Raw genomic sequence first — 22,344 nt, 5'->3', positions numbered from 1 at the left:
ATACGGACTGAATCGCTATTACAGCAGGAAATCGTCCAGAGATTTACCTTGCTCTTCGATAGCTTTCTTAATCACCGCAGGAGTACGGCCTTGGCCGGTCCAGGTTTTCAGCTCGCCGTTTTCGTCTTTATATTGGTATTTAGCAGGACGTGCTGCACGTTTTGCTTTACCGGCAGCCTTGTTGGCAGCCATGGTTTGCAGCAGTTCATTCGGGTCGATACCGTCAGCAATCAGCATTTCGCGGTATTGCTGCAGTTTACGAGTGCGTTCTTCGATTTCTGCTTGAGCCTGGCTGTCTTCTTCGCGACGTTCGTTCACAACAACTTCCAGTTTCTCGAGCATTTCTTCCAGCGTTTCCAGAGTGCATTCTCTTGCCTGGACGCGCAGGGTGCGGATGTTGTTCAAAATCTTTAATGCTTCGCTCATTGTCCTAGTCTCAAATTATATTGGTGGGGGGCGTCTCGATAATAATAGAGTGCTCTTTTCTTTTCTGCAATAGCCAAATTGACTTGAATACTCAAATTTACCTTTAAAGAAACCGTTAATCGGATCAGTCCGACAAATAATAGGAAGGTCTGTTAACTATTACCTTCATCGAGCTTAAGTCAAAATTTCAGCAGACAGGCTTTAAAGGGCGCGTGTCGCAAGGCTTTCATCGATAAGTTATCGCCGTAATTTATATCAATATTACAATGGGTTCTGTGGGCTTAATCACGCCATGGCAAGGCAGACATTGTAAACAATAGGGGTATATAGGTAAAGATTGCGTCAGGTAACGTCGGGGCATCGGCGAAGGCGATTAAATGCCCGTTATTGGCCTCACGTATAATAGACAGGCGTTCCGCCGCAGCTACGGCGCCTGCGGAGGGGAAAGGGCAGCTATGCATTAATGGGCAAATGCCCGGGGCTAACCATTAGCAAGAATTAATAGTGATGACAGGCATACATTATCCTGTAAATAGCTGTAAAAAGAACATGCCGACAGAACGATATGTTTCGCTTGAAAGCGCATTATTACGGCGAACGCAATATTCGTTCGCTTTGGGCTGAGCCGGGGGGCGGGTTATGGTACACTCACCGTCCTAATCAACATTTGAATATTTCTTATACCATCGGAGTGGCGGGGCCATGGCTCAACTTTATTTTTATTACTCTGCGATGAATGCCGGCAAGTCTACCGCGCTGCTACAGTCTTCATATAACTATCAAGAGCGTGGTATGCGCACGCTGGTGTTCACCGCGGAGATCGATCACCGCTATGGCGTAGGCAAAGTCAGCTCGCGCATCGGGTTATCTTCGCAGGCCCAGCTCTATAACAACGACTCAATGCTCTTCGCCATGATTCAGCAAGAGCATCAGCAGCAGCAGGTGCATTGTGTGCTGCTCGATGAAAGCCAGTTCCTGACCAAAGCGCAGGTTGAGCAATTGTGCGATGTGGTGGACCAACTGGACATTCCCGTATTGTGTTACGGCCTGCGCACCGATTTTCTCGGTGAGTTGTTTACCGGTAGCCAATATTTGCTGGCCTGGGCCGATAAGCTGGTGGAATTGAAAACCATCTGTCACTGCGGGCGCAAAGCCAATATGGTGCTGCGACTGGACGAGAATGGCAAAGCGATGCATGCCGGCGAACAGGTGGTGATAGGCGGTAACGAGAGCTATGTCTCCGTCTGCCGCAAGCATTATAAAGAGGCGATTCACTCCCTGGATTAGGAGTGAAAACGCCGTCAGAGCCCGCTGAAGCGTTTTGGCGGCGTGAGTCGAAATGCAGCGCCTCAGGCGCAATAAAAAACCCGCCGTTGGCGGGTTTTTTTATCGGTTCACGGAACCGTTATTTCTTGGGCTTCTTTACCGCGGTTTTGGCGGCAGCCGGAGCGGCCGCTTCCTCTTCTACCGCTTCGCTGAATTCGCGGCCGTAGAAGGTATCCAGCATGATTTGCTTCAGCTCGGCAATCAGCGGATAGCGTGGGTTGGCGCCGGTACATTGGTCGTCGAATGCGTCTTCCGACAGCTTGTCGACTTTCGCCAGGAAGTCCGCTTCCTGCACACCCGCCTCACGGATGGAGGTTGGGATGCCCAACTCGGTTTTCAGCTCGTCCAGCCAGGCCAGCAGTTTCTCAATCTTCTGCGCAGTGCGGTCGCCCGGTGCGCTCAGGCCGAGGTGGTCGGCGATTTCAGCGTAGCGGCGGCGCGCCTGAGGGCGGTCGTACTGGCTGAAGGCCGTCTGCTTGGTCGGGTTGTCGTTCGCGTTGTAGCGAATGACGTTGGAAATCAGCATCGCGTTGGCCAGGCCGTGCGGAATGTGGAACTCCGAACCCAGCTTGTGCGCCATGGAGTGACAGACCCCGAGGAAGGCGTTGGCGAAGGCGATACCGGCGATGGTGGCGGCGTTGTGCACGCGTTCACGGGCAACCGGATTTTTCGCGCCTTCTTTATAGCTGGCCGGCAGATACTCTTTCAACAGTTTCAGCGCTTGCAACGCCTGGCCGTCGGAGTATTCGTTCGCCAGCACTGAAACGTAGGCTTCCAGCGCGTGGGTGACCGCATCCAGACCGCCGAAGGCGCACAGGGATTTCGGCATGTTCATCACCAGGTTGGCATCGACAATTGCCATGTCCGGGGTCAGCGCATAGTCGGCCAACGGGTATTTCTGTCCGGTGGTGTCGTCGGTTACGACGGCAAACGGCGTGACTTCCGAACCGGTGCCTGACGTGGTAGTGATGGCGATCATTTTCGCTTTCACGCCCATTTTCGGGAACTTGTAGATACGCTTACGGATGTCCATGAAGCGCAGCGCCAGATCCTCGAAGTGGGTTTCAGGGTGTTCGTACAGCACCCACATGATTTTCGCGGCGTCCATCGGCGAACCGCCGCCCAGCGCGATGATGACGTCCGGTTTGAAGGAGTTCATCTGCTCTGCGCCTTTGCGCACGATGCTCAGCGTCGGATCGGCTTCCACTTCGAAGAACACTTCGGTTTCGATGCCGTGAGACTTCAGAACTTTGGTGATCTGGTCGGCATAGCCGTTGTTGAACAGGAAGCGGTCGGTCACGATGAAGGCGCGTTTTGCCCCGTCGGTCGCCACTTCTTCCAGCGCGATAGGCAGCGAGCCCCGGCGGAAGTAGATCGATTTCGGAAGTTTATGCCACAACATGTTTTCTGCTCGCTTCGCTACAGTTTTCTTGTTGATCAGGTGTTTAGGTCCGACGTTCTCAGAGATGGAGTTACCACCCCAGGAGCCGCAACCCAGCGTCAGCGAAGGCGCGAGTTTGAAGTTATACAGGTCGCCGATACCGCCCTGAGAAGCCGGGGTGTTGATCAGGATACGAGCCGTTTTCATTTTATCGCCGAAGTAGGCGATGCGAGCCGTTTGGTTATCCTGGTCGGTGTACAGGCAGGAGGTGTGGCCGATACCGCCCATGGCGACCAGTTTTTCAGCTTTGGCGACGGCGTCTTCGAAGTCTTTGGCCCGGTACATCGCCAGGGTAGGCGACAGTTTTTCATGGGCGAAAGGCTCGGACTCGTCGACCAGCTTCACTTCGCCGATCAGCACTTTGGTGTTGGCCGGCACTTTGATGCCTGCCATCTCGGCGATTTTCGGTGCGGATTGCCCCACGATGGCCGCGTTCAGACCGCCGTTTTTCAGGATGATGTCCTGAACCGCTTTCAGTTCTTTACCCTGCAGCAGATAGCCGCCGTGGGAAGCGAAGCGTTCGCGTACCGCATCATAAATAGAGTCGACGACGATAACCGACTGTTCGGAAGCGCAGATAACGCCGCTGTCGAAGGTTTTGGACATCAGGATAGAGGCGACCACGCGCTTGATGTCTGCGGTTTCGTCTACCACGACCGGGGTATTACCGGCACCGACGCCGATGGCAGGCTTGCCGGAGCTGTAGGCTGCCTTCACCATGCCCGGGCCACCGGTGGCCAGGATCAGGTTGATGTCCGGGTGGTGCATCAGCTGGTTGGACAGCTCGACGGTCGGTTGGTCGATCCAACCGATGATGTCTTTTGGCGCGCCGGCGGCGATAGCGGCTTGCAGCACGATATCGGCGGCTTTATTGGTGGCATTCTTCGCACGCGGGTGCGGCGAGAAGATGATGCCGTTACGGGTTTTCAGGCTGATCAGCGCTTTGAAGATCGCGGTAGAAGTTGGGTTGGTGGTAGGAACGATACCGCAAATCAAGCCGATAGGTTCGGCGATGGTGATGGTACCGAAGGTGTCATCTTCAGACAGGATGCCACAGGTTTTTTCGTCTTTATAGGCGTTGTAGATGTACTCGGAAGCGAAGTGGTTTTTGATCACTTTGTCTTCGACGATACCCATTCCGGATTCTTCCACGGCCATTTTGGCCAACGGGATACGGGCATCAGCAGCGGCGAGGGCGGCAGCGCGGAAGATTTTATCCACTTGCTCTTGAGTGAAGTTGGCATATTCGCGCTGGGCTTTTTTGACACGTGCGACAAGCTCGTTCAGTTCAGCGACATTCGTTACAGCCATAATGCTCTCCTGATAATGTTAAACTCTTTCAGTAAATAAGCCGTGCGAGCCACTAGTATAGCCATAACGGGAATAAACGGTGATGAGAATACCGGGGCTTTCCCACGTTATTTCTTCGCATGCTGCTGATTTGCTTAAAGAGCTTTACCCTACGCTAGCCGGAGGGGCAGACCGTGAGGAGAACGGAATCGGCGATGTGGCCACCCACTTTGTTCTACTCCCTGCCTACGACTAAGAGCTTACCCACTGTTGGGTAGTTGATTTGTGATCTAAATCATGAAAACTGCAAGCTGACACCTTTCAGCTTGCTGGTGTTGGGAATCATTCTTGATAACTGTGAGCAATGACTCTTTTTTCAACATAAAAAATCAAAAGGCCATACATCACTTTAACAAAGGACATTTGTTTCGCTGCATAACTTGCTGACAGTCAAAAATGCTGCTCTGGCCGGATGGATTACCCGCGGCAATTCCATTACATTAGCGCGCATAGGCAGCACACCTTTTTATAGTACTTAACGCGGAGCCATCTGTGGGCCAATCTCTGTTGGATCTTTCCGGCTTTATCAAGTTCTTCGTCGGTCTGTTTGCACTGGTCAACCCGGTGGGCATTTTGCCGGTGTTCATCAGCATGACCAGTTACCAGGCGGAAGCGGGGCGCAATAAAACCAACCTGACCGCCAACCTGTCGGTCGCTATCATTCTGTGGACCTCGCTGTTCCTGGGGGAAGGGATCCTGCGGATGTTCGGCATCTCTATCGATTCGTTCCGCATCGCCGGCGGTATTCTGGTGGTGACCATCGCCATGTCGATGATCAGCGGCAAGCTGGGGGAAGACAAACAGAACAAACAGGAGAAGTCGGAGAGCGCGATCCGCGAAAGCATCGGCGTGGTGCCGTTAGCGCTGCCGCTGATGGCGGGGCCCGGGGCGATCAGTTCCACTATCGTGTGGAGCTCCCGTTATCACAACTGGCAAAGCCTGCTCGGTTTTACGGTCGCTATCGCCTTGTTCGCCTTTTGCTGCTGGCTGTTGTTCCGTGCCGCGCCGCTGTTGGTGCGTTTGCTGGGGCAGACCGGCATCAACGTGATCACCCGTATCATGGGGCTGCTGCTGATGGCGCTCGGCATCGAGTTTATCGTTACCGGCATTAAGGCGATATTCCCCGGCCTGTTGTAATACGCCTTGTTTAGCCGCGCACCTTTCGCGTTAGCGCGGCTAAAATTAATTTTAAAGTTTAAATTATTTATTGGCTCGCATTATTATAGTGCACAGGATGAATAAAATTTATGCGGTTGCACTCTTATGTTGCATAAATCTCATGTTGTTGCTCAAAAAAAACGCTAAGCGTTATTTCAATCACTTTTCCTCCCCCATTTCTGCCCATTTCGCCCCCGCTAAACGGTCACGCTGTTGTTAAATTAGTCACATCATTCTGTGGGGCTTGTCTCACTTTCATCCAGGTGTTATTAGTGATTAACCGCACATAGGCAGGTGTTTGTTCTTTGAATGGTTGGATTGTTAACTGAATGTTTCTTTTTGCGGCGATGAGATCGTGCTGATGGTTTCAATTTAAATGAATTTGGTTTTTTTGTCTTTAAAATCATACTGATGATCTCGATTTTTCCTGCCTTCCATCCTGGAGGCCGGATTGGGCTTCGTGCGATAAAAGAGAATTGCTTAACATTTTCGTAAAATTTATTGGCTATGGAATTTGGCTTCTGCTAATTTCCGAGCAACTTTCCCGCGGTCAATTAACTGAAATGCGCCACAAAAACGGGAATGATTTTTGCTGGTATCCGTTTATTTAGAATTCTTATAAACACTTCACAAACTTCGATAAGCGATGCTTGTCGGTGAAAAGGAGCCTCGATTATGCAGCAAACCCTGAAGCGTACTTCTTTGACCTTGTTGATTAGCGGCGCGCTGGGCGCCGGCGCCGTAAATAGCAGTTTGGCGGCAGAGGTTCCGGCCGGCGTCCAATTGGCGCAGCAGCAGAATATTGTGATCAACAACGGTAGCGAAGTGGCTTCATTGGATCCGCATAAGGTCGAGGGCGTACCGGAAAGCAATATCATTCTTAACCTGCTGGAAGGGCTGGTGAGCACCGATGCCAACGGGCATGTGGTGCCGGCGGCGGCGACAAGCTGGGAAAACCAGAATTATCAGCAGTGGACCTTCCACCTGCGCCCCGGCGCGGTGTGGAGCGACGGCAGCCCGGTGACCGCGCAAGACTTCGTCTACAGCTGGCAGCGTCTGGCCGATCCGAAAATCGCTTCGCCCTATGCCAGCTACCTGCAATACACCAAAGTCGAGAATATCGACGACATCCTGACCGGTAAGAAGAGCCCGCAGACCCTCGGCGTTAAGGCGCTGGACGACCAGACGCTGCAGGTGACCCTGAGCGAACCGGTGCCGTATTTCATCAGCATGCTGAGCCATACTCCACTCAAACCGGTGAAACAGGCGGTGGTGGAGAAATTCGGCGATAAATGGACGCTGCCCGCCAACTATGTCGGCAACGGCGCTTATCGGCTGAAAGCGTGGGTGGTGAACGAGCGCATTGTGCTGGAGCGCAGCCCGAGCTACTGGAACAACAAGCAAACGGTGATCAATCAGGCGACCTTCCTGCCGATTACCTCGGAAGTCAGCGACGTCAACCGCTTCCGCAGCGGCGAGATCGACATCACCAACAGCGCCATTCCGCCGTACCTGTACGTCAAGATGAAACGCGAAATGCCTGAGCAGCTGCACGTTAACCCTTATCTGTGTACCTTCTATTACGAGCTCAATAACAAGCGGGCGCCGTTCACCGATCCGCGCGTGCGTACGGCGGTGAAGATGACGCTGGATCGCGACATTATCGCCAACAAGATCATGGGCCAGGGGCAAATCCCGGCCTACAGCTTCACGCCGCCCTTCACGGAAGGCGCCAGCTTCACTCAGCCTGCGTGGGCCGGCTGGAGTCAGGAGCAACGCAACGCCGAAGCCAGGAAGCTGCTGGCGGAAGCGGGCTACAGCGACGCCAAGCCGCTGAAGTTCTCGCTGCTGTACAACACCTCCGATCAAAACAAACAGCAGGCGATCGCTGCCGCGTCGATGTGGAAGAAGAACCTGGGCGCCGAGGTCACGCTGCGCAACCAGGAATGGAAAACTTCGCTGGAGAGCCGCCATCAGGGGCAATACGACGTGGCGCGTGCCACCTGGTGCGGGGATTACAACGAACCCAGCGCGTTCCTGAACCTGGTTCTGTCCAACAGCAGCATCAATACCGTGTTCTACAAGAGCCCGGCGTTCGACGCCATCATGGCCGCCACGCTGAAGGCGCCGGATGAGGCCGCGCGCGCCGCGCTCTATCAGCAGGCGGAAGCGCAGCTGGACAAAGACTCCGCGTTGGTCCCGGTTTATTACCGCGTCAGCGCGCGTTTGATCAAGCCGACGGTGGGTGGGTTCACCGGCAAAGATCCGCTGGACTATACCGACGTTAAAAATCTTTACATTATCAAGCAGTAAAGGGGTATTCCTCACGCCGAGGCGCTGGGGAATATAGGGAAGGCCGGCCGCCGCATTCGTTCCGCGGCGGCGGGAAAACAAAGTCCGCTTACGGGCAACGCGGGTTCCACGAAGAGCCTGTGATAATAAAAAACTGGAGTCGATAAGTATGACCAACATCACGAAGAAAACGCTCATTGCTGCCGGCGTCATCGCCGCGCTGGGTATCACAGCAACCACCAGCGCTTTCGCCGCTGACGTCCCGGCGGGCGTGCAGCTGGCCGACAAGCAAGAAATCGTCAAAAACAACGGTTCCGAAGTGCAGTCGCTGGATCCGCACAAGATCGAGGGCGTGCCGGAAAACAACGTCACGCGCGACCTGATGGAAGGCCTGGCGAACAACAGCCCGAACGGTTCCATCGTGCCGGGCGTCGCGGAAAGCTGGGATAACAAGGATTTCAAAGTCTGGACCTTCCACCTGCGTAAAGACGCAAAATGGTCCAATGGCAAGCCGGTGACGGCGCAAGATTTCGTCTACAGCTGGCAGCGCGTGGTGGATCCGAAAACCGCATCGCCTTACGCCAGCTACCTGCAGTACGCCCATGTGGAAAACGTCGATGACATCATCGCCGGTAAAAAAGACAAGTCGACGCTGGGCGTGAAGGCCATCGACGACCACACCTTCCAGGTGACCCTGAGCGAGCCGGTGCCTTATCTGGTTGAAATGACCCCGCACTACGCCATGAAGCCGGTTTACAAAGACGCGGTAGAGAAATTTGGCGAGAAGTGGACGCTGCCGGCCAACTACGTCAGCAACGGCGCTTACAAACTGAAAGACTGGATTGTCAACGAACGCATCGTACTGGAACGCAACCCAGAATATTGGGATAACGCCAAAACCATCATCAATAAAGTGACGTTCCTGCCTATTTCGTCGGAAGTGACCGACGTTAACCGCTACCGCACCGGTGAAATCGACATGACCTACAACAACATGCCGATCGAACTGTTCCAGAAGCTGAAGAAAGAGATCCCGAAAGAGGTGCATGTCGATCCTTACCTGTGCACCTATTACTACGAAATCAACAACCAGAAGGCGCCGTTCACCGATGCGCGCGTGCGTGAAGCGCTGAAGCTGGGCATGGACCGCGACATCATCGTCAACAAGGTGAAAAACCAGGGCGACCTGCCGGCCTACAGCTTTACGCCACCATACACCGACGGTGCCAAGCTGACCGCACCGGAGTGGTTCGGCTGGACGCAGGAAAAACGCAACGAAGTGGCGAAGAAACTGCTGGCCGACGCCGGCTACGGCCCGGGCAAACCGCTGACCTTCTCCCTGTTGTACAACACCTCCGATCTGCACAAGAAGCTGGCGATCGCCGCCGCCTCCATCTGGAAGAAAAACCTGGGCGTGGACGTGAAGCTGGTGAACCAGGAGTGGAAAACCTTCCTGGATACCCGTCATCAGGGCACCTATGACGTGGCGCGCGCCGGTTGGTGTGCCGACTACAACGAGCCGAGCTCGTTCTTGAACATGATGCTGTCCGACAGCAGCAGTAACACCCCGCACTACAAGAGCGCCGAGTTCGACAAGCTGATGGCCAACGTGTTGACCGCGAAGACCAAAGACGAGCGCGCCGAGCTGTATCAGAAAGCGGAAGTTCAGCTGGATAAAGATTCCGCCATCGTTCCGCTGTATTACTATGTGAACGCCCGTTTGGTGAAACCTTACGTCGGGGGTTACACCGGCAAAGACCCGCTTGATAACGTGTACGACAAAAACCTGTACATCATCAAGCATTGATACGGTAAGAGCCGGCGGCGCAGGCCGCCGGCCCATGTTGAGAATAATAAGCCGTCATCAGGCTGTCGCACAGGGTTAGGGCAATGCTTAAATTTATACTTCGTCGCTTGTTGGAAGCGATCCCGACACTATTTATCCTTATCACCATCTCATTCTTCATGATGCGCCTGGCACCCGGCAGTCCATTTACCGGGGAACGCGCATTGCCGCCGGAAGTTATGGCGAACATCGAAGCCAAATATCATTTGAACGACCCGATCTGGAAACAGTACGGTCATTATCTGGCGCAGCTTGCGCAGGGAGACTTCGGCCCGTCCTTTAAATACAAGGACTATTCGGTGAACGATCTGGTTGCCAGCTCTTTCCCGGTGTCCGCCAAACTCGGCCTGGCCGCGTTTCTGCTGGCGGTGGTGCTGGGGGTGAGCGCAGGCGTTATCGCCGCGCTGAATCAGAACACCAAATGGGACTACACGGTGATGGGGTTCGCCATGACCGGGGTGGTGATACCCAGTTTCGTGGTGGCGCCGCTGCTGGTGCTGATCTTCGCCATCACGCTGAAATGGCTGCCGGGGGGGGGCTGGAACGGCGGCGCGCCTAAATTCATCATCCTGCCGATGGTGGCGCTGTCGCTGGCCTATATCGCCAGCATCGCCCGTATCACGCGTGGCTCGATGATTGAAGTGCTGCACTCCAACTTCATCCGTACCGCGCGCGCCAAAGGCTTGCCGATGCGTCGCATCATTTTCCGCCACGCGCTGAAGCCGGCGCTGTTGCCGGTGCTGTCCTACATGGGGCCGGCGTTCGTCGGTATCATCACCGGATCGATGGTGATCGAAACCATCTACGGTCTGCCGGGGATCGGCCAGCTGTTCGTTAACGGCGCGCTGAACCGCGACTACTCCCTGGTGCTGAGCCTGACCATTCTGGTGGGCGCCCTGACCATTCTGTTCAACGCGATCGTCGATGTGCTGTATGCGGTCATCGATCCGAAAATCCGTTATTAATCTGGAGCACGCGAATGATGTTGACTAAAAAGAACAGCGAAGCTCTGGAACACTTCAGCGAGAAGCTGGAAGTGGAAGGGCGCAGCCTGTGGCAAGACGCGCGCCGGCGCTTTATGCACAACCGTGCGGCGGTCAGCAGCCTGTTCATTCTGGTGTTGATCACGCTGTTTGTGGTGCTGGCGCCGATGCTGTCGCAGTTTGCCTACGACGATACCGATTGGGCGATGATGTCCGCCGCGCCAAGCGTGGAATCGGGGCACTATTTCGGCACTGACTCCTCCGGGCGCGATCTGCTGGTGCGCGTGGCGATCGGCGGGCGTATCTCGCTGATGGTCGGCGTGGCGGCGGCACTGGTGGCGGTGGTGGTCGGCACGCTGTACGGCGCAATGTCCGGCTATCTGGGCGGCAAGGTCGACTCGGTGATGATGCGCCTGCTGGAGATCCTCAACTCCTTCCCGTTCATGTTCTTCGTGATCCTGCTGGTGACCTTCTTCGGCCAGAACATCCTGTTGATCTTCGTGGCGATCGGCATGGTGTCGTGGCTGGATATGGCGCGTATCGTGCGCGGCCAAACCCTCGGCCTGAAGCGTAAGGAATTCATCGAAGCGGCGCTGGTGTGCGGCGTTTCCACGCGCAATATCGTGCTGCGCCATATCGTGCCGAACGTGCTCGGCGTGGTGGTGGTGTATGCGTCGCTGCTGGTGCCGAGCATGATCCTGTTCGAATCCTTCCTCAGTTTCCTGGGGTTGGGCACGCAGGAGCCGCTCAGCAGCTGGGGCGCATTGCTCAGCGACGGCGCCAACTCAATGGAAGTTTCACCGTGGTTGCTGCTGTTCCCGGCGGGTTTCCTGGTTGTCACTCTGTTCTGTTTCAACTTTATCGGCGATGGCCTGCGTGACGCCCTCGACCCGAAAGATCGTTAAGGAGTGCAATCATGAGCACCATTGAACATCCTCAACTGCAAAGCGGCGCCGGGGTCAAAACGTCGCCGCTGCTGGACGTGAAAGACCTGCGCGTCACGTTCTCCACGCCGGACGGCGACGTGACGGCGGTGAACGATCTGAACTTCGACCTGCGGGCCGGAGAAACGCTGGGCATCGTCGGTGAGTCCGGTTCCGGTAAATCGCAGACCGCGTTCGCTCTGATGGGCCTGCTGGCCAGCAATGGCCGCATCGGCGGCTCGGCCAAATTCAACGGCCGTGAAATCCTCAACCTGCCGGAAAATCAGCTCAACAAGCTGCGGGCCGAAGAGATCTCGATGATCTTCCAGGACCCGATGACCTCGCTCAACCCTTATATGCGCGTTGGCGAACAGCTGATGGAAGTGCTGATGCTGCATAAGAAAATGAGCAAAAGCGAAGCCTTTGAAGAGTCGGTACGCATGCTCGACGCGGTGAAAATGCCGGAAGCGCGCAAGCGCATGCGTATGTATCCGCATGAGTTTTCCGGCGGCATGCGCCAGCGCGTGATGATCGCCATGGCGCTGCTGTGTCGGCCGAAGCTGCTGATCGCCGACGAACCGACCACCGCGCTGGATGTGACCGTCCAGGCGCAGATCATGACGCTGCTCAACGAGCTGAAGCGCGAGTTCAACACCGCCATCATCATGATCACCCATGACCTGGGCGTGGTGGCCGGCATCTGCAACAAGGTGCTGGTGATGTACGCCGGGCGCACCATGGAATACGGCAGTGCGCGCGAGGTGTTCTACCAGCCGAGCCACCCGTACTCTATCGGTCTGTTGAACGCGGTGCCGCGTCTCGACGCCGAAGGCGAAGCGTTGCTGACCATTCCCGGCAACCCGCCGAACCTGCTGCGGTTGCCTAAAGGCTGCCCGTTCCAGCCGCGCTGTCCGTACGCCATGGAGCAGTGCGCGAGCGCTCCGCCGTTGGAGCAATTTGGGGAAGGGCGCCTGCGCGCCTGCTTTAAACCGGTGGAGGCGTTGGTATGACAGCGGTAACCGACAAGAAAGTGCTGCTCGAAGTGGCCGATCTGAAAGTGCACTTCGACATTCATGACGACAAACAGTGGTTCTGGCAGCCGCCGAAAACCCTGAAAGCGGTCGATGGCGTCACGCTGCGGCTGTTCGAGGGGGAAACCCTGGGCGTGGTCGGCGAATCCGGCTGCGGTAAATCCACCTTCGCGCGCGCCATCATCGGCCTGGTGAAAGCCACCAGCGGGCGCGTTGCCTGGCTGGGGAAAGATCTGCTGGGCATGAGCGATGCCGACTGGCGCAAAACCCGCAGCGATATCCAGATGATCTTCCAGGATCCGCTGGCGTCGCTCAACCCGCGCATGACCATCGGCGAGATCATCGCCGAGCCGCTGCGCACCTACTACCCAAAAATGCCGCGTCAGGAAGTGAAGGACAAGGTCAAGGCGATGATGCTGAAGGTCGGCCTGCTGCCTAACCTGATCAACCGCTACCCGCACGAGTTCTCCGGCGGCCAGTGCCAGCGTATCGGCATCGCGCGCGCGCTGATCCTCGAGCCGAAGCTGGTGATCTGCGACGAACCGGTCTCCGCGCTGGACGTGTCGATTCAGGCGCAGGTGGTGAACCTGTTGCAGCAGCTGCAGCGCGAGATGGGGCTGTCATTAATCTTTATCGCCCACGATTTGGCGGTGGTGAAGCACATTTCCGATCGCGTGCTGGTGATGTACCTGGGCCATGCGGTGGAGCTGGGCACCTATGACGAGGTGTACCACAATCCGCAGCACCCTTACACCAAAGCGCTGATGTCGGCGGTGCCGATCCCGGATCCGGACAAGGAGAAGGAGAAGCAGATCCAGCTGTTGGAAGGGGAGCTGCCTTCGCCGATCAACCCGCCGACCGGCTGCGTGTTCCGCACCCGCTGCCCGATCGCCGGGCCGGAGTGCGCCAAGACGCGTCCGCTGCTGGAGGGCAGTTTCCGCCACGCGGTGTCCTGCCTGAAGGTCGATCCGCTGTAATGTGCTGCTGGTCGGCAACAAAAAGCCCCGCTGAATGAGCGGGGCTTTTTTTATCCGATGCGCTAACGGCGAATCACTCTTTCCACAGAATGTGGCACAGCTTGTGGTCTTTCTCGCGGCAGATCAGCACGCGGGCGAACACGTCGTTGATCGGCTCGCCGTCGCTGTCCGCCAGACCGATCACCACCTCGGCGAAGAAGTCCGGGTTCAGGTCGTAATCCACGTGCTCGCTCCAGTCTTCGGACGGATCGTACAGTTCGGCGCCGCCGCGCTCTTCAAACTGCAGGTTGAACAGCAGAATATCCGCCGGATCCAGATTGTCGCCGGCCAATTCGAGGAAGATGTCGTAGGCCTGTTCCAGCGTTTCGTCTTCGGTAAGGCGGTTATTCAAATCCATAAAAAAATCCTGATAACAAATGATTTGGCACTATTAAAGCACGCTCGCCGCGGCTTTTACAGCAGCGGGCTGAAAAAGTAGAACAGGCGCTCGACCAGACGATGCCAGAACGGCCGCTTCAGCCACTCTTTGGCGTTCAGCAGCTGGGAACGGGCGATGTAATCCTCCTGCACGCAGGCCAAATCGCTGCCGAAGCCGTCATCGTCGATCACCAGCGTGATTTCGAAATTCAGCCACAGGCTGCGCATGTCCAGATTGACGGTGCCGACCAGGCTGAGCTGGCCGTCCACCAGCACGCTCTTGGTATGCAGCAGGCCGCCTTCGAACTGATAGATCTTAACCCCGGCCTCCAGCAGCTCGGAGAAGAACGCGCGGCTGGCCCAGCGCACCATCATCGAATCGTTGTCGCGCGGCACGATGATGCTGACCTCGACGCCGCGTAGGGCGGCGGTGCAAATGGCGTGCAGCAGATCGTCGCTCGGCACGAAGTACGGCGTGGTCATGATCAGCTGCTCGCGGGCGGAATAGACCGCGGTCAGCAGCGCCTGGTGGATCATCTCCTCGGGGAAGCCGGGGCCGGAGGCGATCACCTGAATAGTATGGCCGCTTTCCTGCTCGAACGGCATGATGTTGACGTCCGGCGGCGGTGGCAGAATGCGCTTGCCGGTTTCAATCTCCCAGTCACAGGCATAGACGATGCCCATGGTGGTGGCCACCGGGCCTTCCATGCGCGCCATCAGATCGATCCATTGGCCGACGCCCGCATCCTGCTTGAAGTAACGCGGATCGACCATGTTCATGCTGCCGGTATAGGCGATGTAGTTGTCGATCAGCACCACCTTGCGGTGCTGACGCAGGTCCATGCGGCGCAAGAACACGCGTAGCAGGTTGACCTTCAGCGCTTCGACCACTTCGATACCGGCGTTGCGCATCATCGCCGGGTAGGGGCTGCGGAAAAATTGCAGGCTGCCGGCGGAGTCGAGCATCAGGCGGCAGTGTACGCCGCGTCGGGCGGCGGCCATCAGCGATTCGGCCACTTGATCGACCAGGCCGCCGGGCTGCCAGATATAGAACACCATTTCGATGTTGTGGCGCGCCAGCTCGATGTCGCGGATCAGCGCTTTCAGCGTGTCGTCGGTGGTGGTGAGCAGCTGCAGCTGGTTGCCCTTGACGCCGTCGATGCCCTGGCGGCGGTTGCACAGCTGGAACAGCGGTTCGGCGACCTCGCTGTACTCGGTGGCGAAGATGCGGCGGCTCTCTTTCAGCTCCTTCAGCCAGCGGGCGGTTGACGGCCACATGGCCTTGGCGCGCTCGGCCCGGCGCTTGCCCAGATGCAGCTCGCCGAACGATAAATAGGCCACGATGCCGAACAGCGGCAGAATGTAGATAACCAGCAGCCAGGCCATGGCAGAGGGAACCGCACGGCGTTTCATCAAAATGCGCATCGTCACGCCGGCGATCAGCAGCCAGTAGCCGAACACCATGAGCCAACTGATTACGGTATAAAATGTTGTCATAAAGGCGAAAAATCCCGTTCGCAAACCACCAATGATGAGTGTACGCACAGATCGGTCAAGGCGAAACCTTTTATCGGCGCTTATGTTACATAAATATGATGAAGTTAAGGCACTTGCTGAAAATGAAAGGGCGGCTTTTGCCCGCGTGGCACCCGCTGTGCCGCCGATAACTGCGGCTTGGATCACGGACGGAAAGGGCTATAATGCCCGCGGTTGGCATTAGACGAACAAGTGACGGAATTATGAGACGCAGTAGAAATGAAGTGGGCCGCTGGCGCATGTTGCGGCAGAGTCAACGCCGCCGGCATCGCTGGCTGGAACGCCAGTCTTGCAGCAATCGCCATATTATCCGGGTGCGGCGCCGCCTGGACGATCAGCATCGGCGCGCGCTGCTGTTTGCGGTATCCTGCGAGTGGTAAAACGAAAACAGTCCCGTGAGGGACTGTTTTGTTATGGCGCCTGGGTTATTTGCCCAGATAGGCGTTGAGCATCCAGACCTGTTTTTCCTGCTCTTTGATGTAATCGCTCATCAGCGACGCGGTGCCTTCGTCACCGGCGTCTGCCGCTACCGTCAGCAGTTCACGCTGCTGCTGCAGCAAGACTGAATACCCGTCCAACAGGCCGCGCAGCGTGCCTTTATCATCGGTCACGTTGGTGTGTTCCTTGATGTCGGCGGTTTTCAGATAGTCGCTGAAAGCGTGACGCGGCTGCGAGCCCAGCGTCAGAATACGTTCCGCCAGCTCATCCACCTTGGTCAGCAGATCGTTATATGTCTCTTCGAATTTCGCGTGCAGTTCAAAGAACTGCGGGCCGGTAATATTCCAGTGATAGCCGCGCACGTTCATATACAATACCTGATAGTTCGCCAACAGCGCGTTCAGCGCCTCGGCGAGTTTTGCCGATTGTTTACTGTCGAGGCCGATATGGGTTTTCGCTGCTTTCTTTGCCGTTGCCATAATAATCTTCTCCTGATTATTTGTTCCGATAGTAGACAGAATCAATTTCCATAGCTGTTACAGTAACCGGATTTATCGCAGGGTTAAACACGATAACAGGCATTATTGCCATCGCTAAAACCGATGACGATAAATCCGTCGAGCAAATTGCCGAATCAGTTTACGCAGGATCCGCAGGCGAAAAAAGCCGCTTTTATCGGTTACTTGCGCAGCGCCAGTTTCACCGCGCCGGCGCCCAGCGCCATTAGCAGCGCGGCGGCGATCAGCACCGTAATAAACGCGCGATCAAAGGCCAAGCGCGCCAGCTGCGTCAGCTGCTGCGCGCGATCGGCCGCCAGCCCGGCCGCCAGCCGCAGGGCTTCGTCGATGCTGTCGTAGGCCAAATCGCTGACCGGCAGCTCCGCCGGCAGCGCCAGGCTGTGGCTGTAAACCGCCGTCATCAATCCGCCGAGCAGCGTCACGCCCAGCACGCCACCCAGTTCGTAGGAGACGTCTTCGATGGACGCCGCCATGCCGGACTTCTCCTCCGGCGCGTTCAGCATGATGGCGGTGGAAGCGGCGGTGATCACGCCGCCGAGGCCAAAGCCCACCAGCGCCAGGCTGACCAATTGCGGCGCCATGCCGCTCTGGTACCACACGGCAAGACCGGCGATGCCGAGGGTAGTCAGGACAAAGCCGCCGAGGATGATGCTGCGTTCGCCGTAGCGCGGCAACAGCAGGCCGGCTACGGGCCCCGCCAGCGCCGAGGCCAGCGGGATCGGCAAAATAAACAGCGCCGCCTGCAGCGGGCTGAGGCCGAGCACCAGCTGTAGGCGTTGGCTGAGCACCAGCTCGACGCCGATCAGCGCCACCATCGACAGCAGGGCCACGCCGATGCCGCCTGCGAACAGCCGGTTGCGGAACAGGGAGAAATCGATCATCGGGTGGGCGCTGCGCTGCTGACGACGCACGAACAGCACCAGGAACAACACGCCGATCAGGGCCGCCACAAGCAAGGCGCTCACATCAGGCGTCGGCTTGCTCAGCTCCTTCAGCGCATAGATAGCGCCGACCAGACCCATCATGATCTGCACCGAACCGACGATGTCCGAAGGGCGCGGGTTATCGCCACCGCAGCGCGGGATCAGTTTCCACGCCAGCGGCCAGACCAGCAGTACGACCGGCACATTGATCAGGAACACCGACCCCCACCAGAAATACTCCAGCAGCAGGCCGCCGACCACCGGGCCGATGGCCGCGCCGCCGGAGGCCACCGAGGCCCAGATGCCGATCGCCAGCGCGCGTTCGCGTTCGTCGGTAAAGACGTGGCGCACGATGGACAGCGTCGCGGGCATCATCATTGCCGCGCCAACGGCGAGGAACACGCGGGCGGCGATCAGCCACTCGGCGGTGGGCGAGAACGCGGCGCACAGCGACGCGACGGCAAACACCGGCAGTCCGGCGAGAAACAGCCGCTTATGGCCGATGCGGTCGCTCAGCATGCCGGCGCCGGGCAGCAGGCCGGCCACCACCAGCGGGTAGGCGTTGACGATCCAGAGTTTTTGCGAGGCGCTGGCATCCAGCGCCTGGGTTAAGCGCGGCAGGGCGGTATATAACACCGTCATATCGATGACGATCAGGAAAAGGGCGCTGGCGACCATCGTCAGGATCAACCAGCGGTTCTTGGCGTACATAATTCATATCCAGTTAACGTGGGCGGCGCGGAGGCGCCGCCATTGGGGTAACCCACCGGCGATGCCGGGTGGTATACTGATGATAATATATATCCATACGTTCGTATTGAAAAGAAGGGTTTCTTAATGGGACGTCAACGCAGCATCGATCGCGACAAGGTTTTGGACACCGCCGAAGAGATCGTCGCCACCCAGGGTGCCGCCGGCTTGACCATAGACGCCGTCGCCAAAGCGATGGGGATCTCCAAGGGCGGGGTGCAGTATTGTTTCGGCAGCAAAGACGCCCTTATCGATGCCATGTTCGATCGCTGGGGCAGTGCCTACGAGACGTTGTTCACGGCGATCGCCGGCGACGAGCCTTCGCCGCAGACCGCCGTGCGGGCGCATATGCTGGCCACCCACAGTTCGGATCAGACTTCCAGCGCCAAGGCCGCCGGGTTGATGGCAACGCTGATTCAAACGCCGGAGCATCTGGCGAGCACGCGCGAATGGTATCGCAGCCGCATCGCCGGTTTGGATTTGACGACCGAAGAAGGCAAGCGCGCGCGCCTGGCGTTTCTCGCCACCGAAGGCGCCTTTATGCTGCGTTACTTTGGTTTGATGGATATCGACCAGGCGGAATGGGAAACGATGTTCGCCGATATGCAGGCATTGATATTGACGGGCGGCGACAAGTAAACGCAGGGACAAGCGGCAGGAAGCAGCCTGCCGCGGGCTAAGCCTGATTATTTATAGGCTATCGCATTGATGGTTTCGAAGGTGGTTTTCCCCTCGCGACCGATAATGACGTAATACTTACCGCCTTTTTCATCTACCGCTTTCGACAGACGCGCATGGTCGATCCCCACGGTGTCGTCGCCGTCTTGTGAAATGGTCACCGGACCGATCTCGGTATGTTTCGCTGCCTCTTCCCGCGTGATTTCAATTGCCGCCAGGGAAGAGAATGAGGTGAACGCCAGCAGTGCCAAGAGATATTTAGTTGCCTTCATAATTATTCCTTTTGGAAGATAAAAACGACCCGTAACTGCATCTTGACTACGGCTCAAGTGTAGGTCAGCGGCGGCGCTTTACCATGCAACGGCAAAAAAGAGTCTCAGACGGCGGCGCCTATCACACTGATAGTTAGTCAAGGGGGCGGCGAAAGGCGTATGTTTATCGAACAAGATATTCCCTCGAAGAACCTTTAAGCCAGCCACTCCGTGCTGGCTTTTTTTTGCGGGCAAGTGCCCTGGAGCCAGGGGGCGAGGGATTATTTGCGTGCGTCCAACAGCGCTTGGGCGTTCTCTGCGGTAACGACGGTCCACGGAATTCGCGGCGATGCCGCGGGTTCAGAAGAGTATAGGCGGGTGACGCGACAGCCCCTGGAGGGAGGGCATCTTTTCTACCGAGGGGTTAGGGTGAGAGCACGCATTGATCCGGGAACGGTGCGCGAACGGGCGTTCCCGGTATTGGGAGGGCTGGAGATCAGAACACCTGTTTGAACGGCTTCACCGTCACGTCGGCATAGACGCCGGCGGCGATATAGGGATCCTGCTGCGCCCAGGCCTGGGCTTCCGCTAGCGACTCGAATTCGGCGATCACCGTCGAACCGGTAAAGCCGGCGGCGCCGGGATCGTTGCTGTCGATGGCCGGGTTAGGGCCGGCGACTACCAGGCGGCCGGCGTCGCGCAGCGCCTGCAGGCGCGCCAGGTGTGCCGGGCGTACCGCCAGACGGTTTTCCAGCGAGTTGGGGACGTCTTGCGCGTAGATCAGATAAAGCATGTTTCACCTTTAAAATCATGGCTATAAAACGGTGTTACCAAGGTAGCGCAAAAGGCGCGGCAGGGGAACGGTGCGCGGCGAATTTCCCGGCGGATTGGCGCTTATGCCTTGAAGCCGCTACTTTTTATTCGTATAGTGCGGCGCGCTTAAACTGATATGCCATTGAGGTGAGGATATGACGGAACTGGTAAGGGAAAAACTCGATTTGCCGGCGGGCAAAAGTAAACTGCTGCTGCACTCTTGCTGCGCGCCCTGTTCCGGCGAGGTGATGGAAGCGATCCAGGCCTCCGGGATCGAATACGCCATTTTCTTCTATAACCCCAACATTCACCCGCAAAAAGAGTATCTGCTGCGCAAGGAAGAGAACATCCGCTTCGCCGAGCAGCACGGGGTGCCGATCATCGATGCCGATTACGACACCGATAACTGGTTCGCCCGCGCCAAGGGGATGGAGAATGAGCCGGAGCGCGGGATTCGTTGCACCATGTGTTTTGACATGCGTTTCGAGCGCACGGCGCTGTATGCGCATGAGCACGGTTACGACACCATCTCCAGCTCGTTGGGCATTTCGCGCTGGAAGAACATGCAGCAGATCACCGACTGCGGCATCCGGGCGGCGGAAAAATATCCCGATTTGGTGTACTGGGATTACAACTGGCGCAAGAAGGGCGGTTCGTCGCGCATGATAGAGATCAGCAAGCGCGAACGCTTCTATCAGCAGGAATACTGCGGCTGCGTCTATTCGCTGCGCGACACCAACCTGCACCGCAAGGCACAAGGGCGGCCGCTGATTAAGCTGGGCGTGCTTTACTATGGCGATGAAGAATAACGCATAATCACCGCAATCAACCCGCTACGGCGGGTTTTTTATTTTTTGACGCCCGGCCAAACGTTAATGAAGCGTGTTGTTCCGGCGATAAAAAAGCAACGGCCAGGTTAATATCCTTATGAGTTTGCTGGTTTTAGCCGCGCATACTGACGATTAAAGCGATAGTTTGCCTTTCGTTATTGAATATGATTGCTATTTGCATTTAAACTTGGCGAACCAGAGGAAACAGAATCATTATGCCGCTAAAAAAGATGTTCCTTAATCGCCGTATATCCGTGCCTTTCGTCTTGTCCGTAGGCCTGCACAGCGCCCTGGTGGCGGGATTGCTTTACGCTTCGGTAAAAGAAGTGGTGGAGCTGCCGAAGCCAGAGGACGCGCCGATCAGCGTCATGATGGTCAACACCGCCGCGATGGCCGAGCCGCCGCCACCGGCGCCGGCCGAGCCGGAGCCGCCGCAGGTCGAACCTGAGCCGGAGCCAGAACCGGAACCTATCGTGGAGCCGCCGCCGAAGGCGATCGTGAAACCCGAGCCGGTCAAGCCGAAACCGAAGCCTAAGCCGAAACCGAAGGTCGAAAAACAGGTTAAACCGGAGCCGAAGAAGGTTGAGCCGCGCGAGCCGTCGCCGTTCAACAGCGATTCACCGGCCAAACCGATCGATAAAGCGCCGGTGAAGCAGGCGCCTGCCGCGCCGGTGCAGGGCAACTCGCGCGAGGTCGGGCCAAGACCGATCAGCCGCGCCAATCCGCTCTATCCGCCGCGGGCCCAGGCTTTGCAGATCGAAGGCAACGTGCGGGTACAGTTCGATATCGACAGCGACGGGCGCGTCAGCAACGTGCGCATCTTGTCGGCCGAGCCGCGCAATATGTTCGAGCGTGAAGTGAAGCAGGCGATGCGTAAATGGCGCTATGAGGCCAAAGAGGCGAAAGATCGCACCGTCACTATCCGCTTCAAGCTGAACGGCACGACCGAATTGAACTGAGTTCGGTCACTACCAAAAAAGAAAGGGTCGCCTCGGCGACCCTTTTTGCATTTGCGGTACAGCCGCCGGCTTATTCTTCGAAGCCAACGCGGAAATTCATTTTGCCCTCAGGCAGCGCGCGCGAGTTGCCTTCCGCATCGACTGCCACATAGGTGAACACCGCTTCGGTCGCCCGGTAGCGCTGGCCGATCGGCGCGGAAGAGACTTTCTTGACCCACACTTCGATATTGATGGTGATCGAGCTGCGCCCGGTGCGGATGCAGTGCGCATAGCAGCAAACCACGTCGCCTACCGCCACCGGTTTCAGGAAGGTCATGCCGTCCACGCGCACGGTCACCACGCGCCCTTCGGCGATCTCTTTTGCCTGGATGGCGCCGCCAATATCCATTTGCGACATCAGCCAGCCGCCGAAGATATCACCGTTGGCATTGGTATCGGCCGGCATGGCCAGCGTGCGCAGCACCAGCTCGCCGCTGGG

21 protein-coding genes are annotated in these 22,344 nt (G+C 57.1%); 12 read left to right on the top strand and 9 right to left on the bottom strand.

What is annotated here, in order from left to right; all coding sequences use genetic code 11:
- Positions 1-18 precede the first annotated feature (18 nt).
- Positions 19-426, bottom strand: coding sequence for a histone-like nucleoid-structuring protein H-NS (hns, locus tag HMPREF3138_RS03915; RefSeq protein WP_070558806.1), 408 nt, complete (start codon positions 424-426; stop codon positions 19-21).
- 702 nt (positions 427-1,128) lie between these two features.
- On the opposite strand from hns, the gene HMPREF3138_RS03910 reads away from it, so the two are divergent.
- The gene (locus HMPREF3138_RS03910; protein WP_038877247.1) at positions 1,129-1,713 is read left to right on the top strand and encodes a thymidine kinase; all 585 of its coding nucleotides are present in this window, start codon (positions 1,129-1,131) and stop codon (positions 1,711-1,713) included.
- A gap of 118 nt (positions 1,714-1,831) precedes the next feature.
- Here the strand turns inward: HMPREF3138_RS03910 and adhE are convergent, their stop codons facing one another.
- Positions 1,832-4,504: a bifunctional acetaldehyde-CoA/alcohol dehydrogenase gene (adhE, locus tag HMPREF3138_RS03905; RefSeq protein WP_038877249.1), complete on the bottom strand. Its 2,673-nt coding sequence runs from the start codon at positions 4,502-4,504 to the stop codon at positions 1,832-1,834.
- 531 nt (positions 4,505-5,035) lie between these two features.
- Between adhE and HMPREF3138_RS03900 the strand changes: the two genes are divergently transcribed.
- From HMPREF3138_RS03900 to oppF, 7 genes are all read left to right on the top strand, one after another.
- Positions 5,036-5,680 (top strand): YchE family NAAT transporter, encoded by a 645-nt coding sequence (locus tag HMPREF3138_RS03900; RefSeq protein WP_015378089.1) that lies wholly within the window; start codon positions 5,036-5,038, stop codon positions 5,678-5,680.
- Positions 5,681-6,376: 696 nt separating this feature from the next.
- Positions 6,377-8,014 (top strand): ABC transporter substrate-binding protein, encoded by a 1,638-nt coding sequence (locus HMPREF3138_RS03895; RefSeq protein ID WP_038877251.1) that lies wholly within the window; start codon positions 6,377-6,379, stop codon positions 8,012-8,014.
- A gap of 148 nt (positions 8,015-8,162) precedes the next feature.
- Positions 8,163-9,800, top strand: coding sequence for an oligopeptide ABC transporter substrate-binding protein OppA (gene oppA, locus HMPREF3138_RS03890; RefSeq protein WP_038877252.1), 1,638 nt, complete (start codon positions 8,163-8,165; stop codon positions 9,798-9,800).
- An 83-nt stretch (positions 9,801-9,883) separates the two neighbouring features.
- Entirely contained in the window at positions 9,884-10,804 is a 921-nt protein-coding gene (oppB, locus tag HMPREF3138_RS03885; protein ID WP_004932150.1) for an oligopeptide ABC transporter permease OppB, read from the top strand.
- A 14-nt stretch (positions 10,805-10,818) separates the two neighbouring features.
- Complete coding sequence (gene oppC, locus HMPREF3138_RS03880) at positions 10,819-11,727, top strand: oligopeptide ABC transporter permease OppC (protein WP_038877253.1); 909 nt, start codon at positions 10,819-10,821, stop codon at positions 11,725-11,727.
- Between the two features lie 11 nt (positions 11,728-11,738).
- Positions 11,739-12,755, top strand: coding sequence for an ABC transporter ATP-binding protein (locus tag HMPREF3138_RS03875; RefSeq protein WP_038877255.1), 1,017 nt, complete (start codon positions 11,739-11,741; stop codon positions 12,753-12,755).
- Positions 12,752-13,753 carry a murein tripeptide/oligopeptide ABC transporter ATP binding protein OppF gene (gene oppF / locus HMPREF3138_RS03870; protein WP_025303071.1) on the top strand — a complete coding sequence of 334 codons (1,002 nt, stop codon included), beginning with the start codon at positions 12,752-12,754 and terminating at the stop codon, positions 13,751-13,753. Before HMPREF3138_RS03875 ends, oppF begins: the two co-directional genes overlap by 4 nt.
- Before the next feature lie 73 nt (positions 13,754-13,826).
- Here the strand turns inward: oppF and HMPREF3138_RS03865 are convergent, their stop codons facing one another.
- The gene (locus HMPREF3138_RS03865; protein ID WP_004932139.1) at positions 13,827-14,150 is read right to left on the bottom strand and encodes an HI1450 family dsDNA-mimic protein; all 324 of its coding nucleotides are present in this window, start codon (positions 14,148-14,150) and stop codon (positions 13,827-13,829) included.
- Between the two features lie 56 nt (positions 14,151-14,206).
- Positions 14,207-15,667 (bottom strand): cardiolipin synthase, encoded by a 1,461-nt coding sequence (gene cls / locus HMPREF3138_RS03860; RefSeq protein WP_038877257.1) that lies wholly within the window; start codon positions 15,665-15,667, stop codon positions 14,207-14,209.
- A 242-nt stretch (positions 15,668-15,909) separates the two neighbouring features.
- Between cls and HMPREF3138_RS03855 the strand changes: the two genes are divergently transcribed.
- Positions 15,910-16,086 carry a YciY family protein gene (locus tag HMPREF3138_RS03855; RefSeq protein WP_025159792.1) on the top strand — a complete coding sequence of 59 codons (177 nt, stop codon included), beginning with the start codon at positions 15,910-15,912 and terminating at the stop codon, positions 16,084-16,086.
- 45 nt (positions 16,087-16,131) lie between these two features.
- Here HMPREF3138_RS03855 and HMPREF3138_RS03850 read toward each other — a convergent pair whose 3' ends face one another.
- Together HMPREF3138_RS03850 and smfY are read right to left on the bottom strand one after the other, a co-directional pair.
- Entirely contained in the window at positions 16,132-16,623 is a 492-nt protein-coding gene (locus HMPREF3138_RS03850; RefSeq protein WP_038877260.1) for a Dps family protein, read from the bottom strand.
- A 200-nt stretch (positions 16,624-16,823) separates the two neighbouring features.
- Positions 16,824-18,296, bottom strand: a complete 1,473-nt coding sequence (smfY, locus tag HMPREF3138_RS03845; RefSeq protein ID WP_038877262.1) for a multidrug efflux MFS transporter SmfY — start codon at positions 18,294-18,296, stop codon at positions 16,824-16,826.
- A 126-nt stretch (positions 18,297-18,422) separates the two neighbouring features.
- On the opposite strand from smfY, the gene HMPREF3138_RS03840 reads away from it, so the two are divergent.
- A complete protein-coding gene (locus HMPREF3138_RS03840) occupies positions 18,423-18,974 on the top strand; it encodes a TetR/AcrR family transcriptional regulator (protein WP_038877264.1) in 552 nt (183 codons plus the stop codon).
- Positions 18,975-19,021: 47 nt separating this feature from the next.
- On the opposite strand, the gene HMPREF3138_RS03835 is transcribed toward HMPREF3138_RS03840, so the two are convergent.
- Both HMPREF3138_RS03835 and HMPREF3138_RS03830 read right to left on the bottom strand, forming a co-directional pair.
- Positions 19,022-19,285, bottom strand: coding sequence for a hypothetical protein (locus HMPREF3138_RS03835; RefSeq protein WP_019452732.1), 264 nt, complete (start codon positions 19,283-19,285; stop codon positions 19,022-19,024).
- Between the two features lie 475 nt (positions 19,286-19,760).
- Positions 19,761-20,057, bottom strand: a complete 297-nt coding sequence (locus tag HMPREF3138_RS03830; protein WP_038877267.1) for a YciI family protein — start codon at positions 20,055-20,057, stop codon at positions 19,761-19,763.
- Between the two features lie 175 nt (positions 20,058-20,232).
- On the opposite strand from HMPREF3138_RS03830, the gene HMPREF3138_RS03825 reads away from it, so the two are divergent.
- Both HMPREF3138_RS03825 and tonB read left to right on the top strand, forming a co-directional pair.
- On the top strand, positions 20,233-20,886 hold the full coding sequence (locus HMPREF3138_RS03825; RefSeq protein WP_025303057.1) for an epoxyqueuosine reductase QueH: 654 nt from the start codon (positions 20,233-20,235) through the stop codon (positions 20,884-20,886).
- A 236-nt stretch (positions 20,887-21,122) separates the two neighbouring features.
- Positions 21,123-21,866: a TonB system transport protein TonB gene (tonB, locus tag HMPREF3138_RS03820; RefSeq protein WP_038877271.1), complete on the top strand. Its 744-nt coding sequence runs from the start codon at positions 21,123-21,125 to the stop codon at positions 21,864-21,866.
- Between the two features lie 70 nt (positions 21,867-21,936).
- Here tonB and yciA read toward each other — a convergent pair.
- Positions 21,937-22,344, bottom strand: a 408-nt coding sequence (yciA, locus tag HMPREF3138_RS03815) for an acyl-CoA thioester hydrolase YciA (protein ID WP_083301460.1), incomplete at its 5' end; no start/stop codon positions are given.

This window comes from Serratia sp. HMSC15F11 (assembly GCF_001808215.1).
GTDB lineage: Bacteria > Pseudomonadota > Gammaproteobacteria > Enterobacterales > Enterobacteriaceae > Serratia > Serratia nevei.
This window is presented reverse-complemented; position numbering and strand designations above follow the sequence as displayed.